Source organism: Deltaproteobacteria bacterium (genome assembly GCA_005879535.1).
Classification (GTDB): domain Bacteria; phylum Myxococcota; class Myxococcia; order Myxococcales; family 40CM-4-68-19; genus 40CM-4-68-19.
In genome coordinates, this window is record VBKI01000021.1 from 1 (window position 1) to 7,474 (window position 7,474).

General features: G+C 66.5%; 5 protein-coding genes. 4 read left to right on the plus strand and 1 reads right to left on the minus strand.

Annotated features, from left to right (window positions below):
• On the plus strand, positions 1 to 319 hold a 319-nt coding region (locus E6J58_01105), incomplete at its 5' end, for a 4Fe-4S dicluster domain-containing protein (protein TMB43104.1).
• A gap of 57 nt (positions 320 to 376) precedes the next feature.
• On the opposite strand, the gene E6J58_01110 is transcribed toward E6J58_01105, so the two are convergent.
• Positions 377 to 1,009, minus strand: coding sequence for a hypothetical protein (locus tag E6J58_01110; GenBank protein TMB43105.1), 633 nt, complete (start codon positions 1,007 to 1,009; stop codon positions 377 to 379).
• Positions 1,010 to 1,341: 332 nt separating this feature from the next.
• On the opposite strand from E6J58_01110, the gene E6J58_01115 reads away from it, so the two are divergent.
• The 3 genes from E6J58_01115 to E6J58_01125 form a co-directional block, all read left to right on the plus strand.
• Entirely contained in the window at positions 1,342 to 2,031 is a 690-nt protein-coding gene (locus tag E6J58_01115) for a hypothetical protein (protein ID TMB43106.1), read from the plus strand.
• A 196-nt stretch (positions 2,032 to 2,227) separates the two neighbouring features.
• Positions 2,228 to 5,701, plus strand: a complete 3,474-nt coding sequence (locus E6J58_01120) for a hypothetical protein (protein TMB43107.1) — start codon at positions 2,228 to 2,230, stop codon at positions 5,699 to 5,701.
• A gap of 104 nt (positions 5,702 to 5,805) precedes the next feature.
• A partial coding sequence (locus E6J58_01125) for a polysaccharide biosynthesis protein (protein TMB43108.1) occupies positions 5,806 to 7,474 on the plus strand: 1,669 nt, incomplete at its 3' end.

Below are 7,474 nucleotides of genomic sequence, written 5' to 3' on the forward strand. Positions count from 1 at the left end.
CTACATCGAGGCCGGCGAGTACGAGGACCAGGCCATCGAGAAGTACCCGGTGCGGTTCGAGATCGACGAGCTGCGCTGCATCGTCTGCGGCTTCTGCGTCGAGGCGTGCCCGAAGGACGCCATCCGGATGGACACCGGCACGCACGCTCCCGCGGTCCTCTCGCGTCCGCTGGCGGTCTTCGACAAGCAGGCGCTGATGCAGGGCCCGGCGGTGGAGCATCCGAGCGACGTGCTCACTTACCGGGTGCCGCTGCGCACGCCCGCGCCGCGCGAGCCGCTGGGGCCCGGCGTGACCAGCAAGGGCGACGCGGGACACTGAGAAACACCCGCGCAGGCGCGCCGGATTGGATGGGGGGCCCGGCGCGCCCGCGCAGGACTACCGGGAGAGAACTCCCAGGTACTCTTCGACGTGCGCGCGGAACACGTCGCTCGCCCCGATGAACTGAAGCCCCACGCCCCGGTTCGGCGCCACGTGGACGACGAAGGCCTGGAGGCTGTCGGGAACGTCCTGGCTGGGCATGGAGACGTCCAGATCGACCACCGTGCCGAGCGCCGGCAGCAGGGCGAGCTTCATGAATGCGCCGCTCTCGCTGATGTTGGTGATCTGTCCTCGCGAGATGCGCCCGTCCTTGCGGAGGGTGGCCGCCATGTTGGTGTGGAACCTCCTGCACCCGCGGTCGTTGGCGGCGCGATACCGGGCGAGCACGGCCACGACGCGGTCCTTGGTGGCGTCCTCTTCATTGAACCGCGCCCAGAACCCGCTGTTCGCGCCCGCCGTCACCCAGGAGACCACGCCACCGCGCGCGATCTCCTCGCCGCCGTCGAAATACAGCTTCAGTCCCACGAGCAGGCCCGGCTTCGGAGGACGCTCGGCGCGGACGTGGACCGCTTCCGGGCTCATCGCCGTCGAGGTGGTCTGCAGAATGGCGCCGCTCGCCACGTACCGCACGGGAATTATGAGCTTTTGCGAGTGCAATGTGGCCTGATCGAACGACAGCGCGGCAGCCATCGGTCCCTCCTCGTCGGTCAAGCTCGATAGGAGCAAAGGGCGGGCCAATTCATTGAAAATGAAACATTTCCGCCTGTTCACGCGGCCCCGCGGTGGGCCTCTGTGGCGGAGCCGGGGGCGCCGCGCCGACAATGTGCCAGTCTCGCGATCGGGCCGGAGGCCAAAAGCCGAGCCGTTCCTGTGGGATACGGGAGGAGGACGTGCTCCTTGTTGCGGGATCGTCGTCCGCTGTGGCACGGTGCGCCGCACTCCCGGTCCCGGAGACACGATGCAGACGCCCAGGCTGGTCACCGTCGAGCTTCCCAACCGGCGCTTCGTCGTGCGCGTGAAGAATGGCGCGCGCCTCGGGACGATCTTCAGCACCGACGAGGGCTGGTACTACCAGTTCGACGGCACTCCCCGGGAAGGGCCGCTCTGCGGCGCGCCGGAGGAGGCGCTCGGGATCATGGAAGCGGTCGCCGAGCACGAGCACATGCTCGAGGCGGCGCTGCGGTCGTAAACTGTTCCCGCTCGGCCACGTCGGGATTGGGACGCATCTGGTTCCGCGCAGGGTGCGGGAGCGGCTGCCTTGGCGCTGGCTCGCGCTCGGGTGCCTGTTGCCCGACGTGATCGACAAGCCCATCTGGCTGGTGGCGCAGTGGCTGGGGGCGGAGTCGCGGCACTTCGACACGGCGCGGATGGTCGGGCACACCGCGTTTGTGGCCGCCGCAGTCGTTTTGGTCGCCTGGAGGCGGCGTTCGCCGGCGTGGACTGCCTTGGCGTACGGGATTCCGACGCATCTCGTGCTGGACGTCGTGACGGACTACGGGATGGGCGGAGGGTGGGGCGTCTGGAAGAGTTGGCTGTTTTGGCCGTTTCACATCCCACGGCTCGGAATCCTGATGATCCCGCCGATGCAGGAACTGGCGTTCGAGATGCAAAACCGCGTGTACATCGCGGGGGAACTCATCGGCGCTGCGCTGCTGCTCTGGGATTTTGCGAAAAGCCGATTACGGAGAGACCCACCTAGGCGGGAGTCGTAGGGCGTTTTGGACGCCCCATCCCGTTGAGCCCACGTCGATATCGCAGGGGACGAAGCGCGCCCTCTCTTACACCCTCGCTGGAAGTCGCCAGTCCTGCGAGCGAGGGGGCTCTTGACTCACCCCCCCACGCACGGCCTATAGGTTGCCGCCCCGACCCCGTCGGGTTCCCAATTCCAAAATCTGTGGGGGATGCCTCGTGAACGTCATTCTTCGTATCGTTTCCGCCCTCGTGTTGTCTGCCGCGATCGCTTGCGGACAGCCGTCGTCTACTCCCTCGTCCACCGGCACCGTCGTGACCGAAACGGCGCCAGCGCCATCCGCCGGCGGCAGTGGCTCCGACGCCGCCGAGGCCATCTCCGCCGACAGCGTTCGCGGCGTTTTCGTGAAGCCGACTTCGGCTCCTGCCGTCGCCGTCGTACAGGCTCAGTCGCCGGCCAATCAGCTAGATGCGCAGACCACCGAGGCCATCGTGGTGGACCTGCGCGCGCAGCAGGAAGCCCTGCGCGGGATGATCGAGGTGCTGGGCGGCACGATACAGAATACCTACCAGCACGCCCTCAACGGCATTCGCGTCCGGCTCCCGCTGAGCAAGATCGGCGCGCTCACCATGATGCCGGGCGTGACGGGCGTGCGGCACGTCGCCATTTACCACATGGACAACGTCCTCAGCGTCCCCTACATCGGCGCGGACAAGGTTTGGACCGGGTCGCCTTACACGGCCAGCCCGTATCACGGCGAAGGTATCAAGGTCGCCGTGATCGATACCGGCATCGACTATACCCACGCGAACTTCGCTGGGCCGGGGACCGCCGTTGCCTACAATACCGCGCACGGCGGGACGGCCGGCACGCCGGGGAGCGGTGACACCACTCCCGCGAATCCCAACTACTTTGGTCCTACCGCTCCGAAAGTGAAGGGTGGCACCGACCTGGTCGGCGATACCTACGACGCCGCCCCGGACGATCCTACCTACCAGCCGATCCCGCACCCCGACGCCAACCCTCTCGACTGCGCCGGCCATGGCAGCCACGTCGCCGGGACCATCGGTGGATTCGGGGTCACCGCCGCGGGCACGACCTACAGCGGATCCTATAACACCAGTACCGACGCGGATCCGTCGCAGTGGAAAATCGGCCCGGGCGTCGCCCCCAAGGCGGATCTCTACGCGGTGCGCGTGTTCGGTTGCGCCGGCAGCACCGACGTCGTCACCGACGCGATCGAGTGGGCGGTCGCGAACCACATGGACGTGATCAACATGTCGCTAGGCGCGTCGTACGGCACTGAGGATTCCTCCGACGCGGTGGCGTCTACCAACGCGGAAGAAGCGGGCACCATTGTCGTCGCTTCCGCCGGCAACTCGGGCAACGTGCCTTACATCGTCGGCTCGCCGTCGACCGGCGCGAAGACGATCAGCGTGGCGGCCATCGACTCCCACCAGACGTGGCCGGGTGCCATCCTCACGCTGACGCCAACGGGTGCCATCACCGTGCAATGGTCGAACCAGTCGGCCTCGGCTCCGCCGCTGCCGACCAACTCGCAGCCGGTCAAGGTGCTGCGGAACGCCGATAACTCGCTTTCGCTCGGCTGCAGCGAGGCCGAGTACGGCGACATCAACACCGGGACCTCGAACGTGGGCGGCACAATGGTGGTCGCGGCGCGCGGCACTTGCGCCCGCATCTATCGCGTCCAGGCCGCATTCCGGTGGGGCGCGACGTCGGCCTCGCTGATCAACAACGCCACCGGATATCCGACGTTCGAAGGCGACATCATGAGCTGTGTGCCAGGCGACGATACGACCAACACGAATGGCCGACCCTGCGAGCAGCCGGTGCCGTCGTCCGGCACGTGTCCGTTCAGCGATCAGGTGTTGACCGGGTCGGGCGCGGGTGCGCGCTGCGTGGAGACCCCGCACCTCGTCACCATCCCGTTCTTCGGCGTCCAAGGCCCCGCCACCGGCGCCAGCCAGAGCGCCGACTCGACGCAGCTGCAGGCAGCGACGAATGCCCAGGTCACCGGGCAGACTACGGTGAACAATCCGACCAAGAACCAGATCACCTCGTTCAGCTCGGCCGGTCCTCGCCAGTCTTACAATGCAGACGGACTGAACAGCGGTGGGGGTCATCTCAAGCCGAACGTTGCTGCGCCGGGTGCCAGCATCTTCTCTACGGCTATCGGCACCGGCACCGAGGGCGAGTACCTCTCCGGTACGTCGATGGCCGCGCCCCATACCGCCGGCCTCACCGCTCTGGCGCTGCAAGCACATGCGGCGCTCTTCGCGCGGGATGACATCCGACTGGCTGTGGAGAACACCGCCGATCCAGGTCTGGTGACGAACTGGAGGCCCCGTCTGGCGGGATCCGGTTTGATCCAGGCCGTCGGCGCCGTGAATACCCAGACAGTGTTGCGCGCCGATACGGACGATGGCAGCAACCTCAGCTTCGGGGTTGTCGAGCTCCGGTCCGACTACTCGCGCACGCGGACCATCCTGGTGCGGAACCTTTCCGCCCCCGGTACGCCGCCGGTGGCCTTCACCACCAGCAGCACGAAGTGGAACAGCACTTCGAACCGCACGCACACGCTCACCATCCAGGAGTCGTCCGTTGCGCTTGCTCCCGGAAACGCCGTTCGCCTGCATGTGACATTGACCGTCCCGGCCGCCAGTGCTGGCAACACCGGCCTGGTCGCCGACAACTTCAGTGGCTACGCAGGCAGCTCCGGTACGATGCGCGAAGTCGGCGGCTACATCTCGCTTACGCCGACCGGTGGCTCGAACAACGGCGTCAAGCTGACGATGCCGTACTACTTCGTGCCGCGCGCCCGGGCCGACGTCTCCGGCCTCGTTCGCTATCCGCTGGACAAGAACAACAACCACAGCGACTCGATCGTGCAAAACAGCGCGATGGCACCGCTGTCGAGCCTGGTGGACTACTTCTCCTGGGGCGCGACCGGAACCGCCAGCAAGGGTGCGCACGGCATCCGTGCTGCTGGTGTGAAGTCAGTGGTCGACCGCGGCAATGCTAATGACCGCGACATCGTCTTCGCCATCGACACCTTCAAGCCCAACTCTACGTATGTCGGCAGGATCCGCCATCAGGTGGACATCACCTTCGACGGCAACACCTCCGGCAATCCCGATATCCGGGCGTACACCACGGACATCGACGCCGCACTCAGCGGGACCGCAACCGGCAGGGTCGGCGTGATCGTGATCGACTACAAGTCCGTGGGAGGCGTGTGCGCCGGGCAGCCCGCGCCGTGCGCCTTCGCCGAGTCGGTCGCCGCAGCTCCAACGGATGGGTCGACGGTGCTTCTGCCCGTGTTTGCATCGGACATCGGTCTCTCCGCCGCGAACCCGCGTTTCACGTATACCGCCACCGCCGTCTTCTTCCAGGACGATCCCACGGTCACGTCCTCCACCCCGGCCATCACGGACACGACTCCGGCCGCGAGGTTCAACGCGTTCACGCCGTCGCTGACGGCGAGCGTGGCGTTCCCCGCCGGCGGCACCCTGCCACTAACGCTGGCGCCGGGAGGGCAGGCGCGCGTTGACCTGACCATCAACTCTGCGGAGTGGGCGAGTACCCCCACAGCGGGGGTGATGATCGTCCCGTCGGAGAATCCCAACTACGGCAAGGATAACCAGGCACTGCTTTTCAGATTGAAGCAATAGCAGATCACGGTTCGAGGGTTCGAAGGTGAGCAGGCAGCCGGGCTTCTCGGCTCGGCTGCCTGTTCTTTCGCGTAAAGGAGCAGCAGCGAGGCCGGAGCGATGCCGTGATTGCGTTGTGGAACAACCGGCCGCTGCGCCGGCTCCTAGTCGTCGCCGTACATGCCACTCTCTGGGCCGCAGCGTTCGCGCTCGCCGTCGACGTTGGTTCGGAAGAGACGCTCCTCCGCGCCACGCGTGGCGCTGTGCAGGCAGCGGCCGTGCTGCTGCTGCTGCGCACGGCGGGGTTCCTGGTCGCGGGTCTCTTCGATGGCATTTGGCGCTATGCCGGATTCCTCGATCTGGAGAAGCTCGTCCTCGCGACGACCGCTTCTTCGGTAATCGCCTTGCTCCTCGACTTGACCATCCTCACCGGGCAAATCCCGCTTTCGGTGTACTTGACGGAATGGCTGGCATCGATCGTCTTCGCCGGTGGGGCGCGCCTGGCAATGCGGAGCGTCATCGAACGACGCCAACGGCGTGCCGGTGGGCTTCGCACGCTGATTATCGGTGCCGGTGATGCCGGCGAAAGCCTCGTCCGAGACGTGCAGCGAAAGTCCGCGGGCGTGAGTTGGCTCCCGGTCGGCTTTCTCGACGACGACGCGATGAAGCACGGCGCGCTGATTCGCGGCATCCGCGTGCATGGCGCCGCGGACGACGCTTCAATCGAGCGATACGTCCAGGCGCTTGCCGTCCACCTCGTAGTCCTCGCCATGCCTACGGCACCGGGCTCGCGTATCCGCGCAGCGCTGCGCGTCTGCAATCGCCTCGCGGTCGAGGTCCGCACCGTCCCTGCACTGGCCGATCGTCTCCCTCACGCGTACCGCGCCCGCAACATCCGCGAGATCAACATCGCCGACCTTCTCCGTCGCGAACCTGTCCAACTCGACGTTGCCCAGATCGAGCAGCTGGTGCGCGAGCGCGTCGTCCTCGTGACCGGCGCCGGCGGCAGCATCGGCAGCGAGCTATGCAGGCAGCTCCTTCCCTTCGTGCCACGGCAGCTGCTGCTGCTCGATCACGACGAAAACGCCCTCTTCCACATCGATCGGGAGCTGTGTTCGCGCGCCCCGCGACCCGGCATCGTACCGTTGATTGCCGACATCACTGACGAAGCGCGGGTGCGGGGCATCTTCGAGCGGTATCGGCCGTCTCTCGTGCTGCACGCCGCCGCACACAAGCACGTCGAGATGATGGAAAAGAACCCTTGTGAGGCGGTGAAGAACAACGTCCTCGGCACCATCGCGCTGGCGGAGGCCGCGCAGCAAAGCGCGGTGGATGCGTTCGTACTCGTCTCGACCGACAAGGCGGTGCGGCCCAGCTCGGTGATGGGGGCCAGCAAGCGCGTCACCGAGATGATCGTCCAGCGGTTCGCCCGCCCGAGCAGCACGCGCTTCGTGGCGGTGCGATTCGGAAACGTGCTGGGGAGCGCGGGGAGCGTGGTCCCGATCTTCTGCGAACAGATTGCACGCGGTGGACCGATCACGGTCACGCACCCTGACGTCGTCCGGTATTTCATGACCATCCCGGAGGCCTCGCAGCTCGTCCTCGAGGCGGCTACCCTGGCCCGTAGCGGCGAGATCCTCATGCTGGACATGGGCGACCCCGTCCGAATCCTCGACCTCGCGCGCGATCTGATTGAGCTGTCGGGGATGCGCGACATCGAAACGGTCTTCACCGGGCTGAAGCCGGGCGAGAAGCTCAGCGAAGACCTGTTGTTGGAGGAGGAGACGTATGATC

Bases quoted from the DNA above. Each gene is read 5' to 3' on its own strand.
- E6J58_01110 (TMB43105.1), bottom strand. From the start codon at position 1,009: ATGGCTGCCGCGCTGTCGTTCGATCAGGCCACATTGCACTCGCAAAAG.
- E6J58_01115 (TMB43106.1), top strand. From the start codon at position 1,342: ATGGCGCGCGCCTCGGGACGATCTTCAGCACCGACGAGGGCTGGTACT.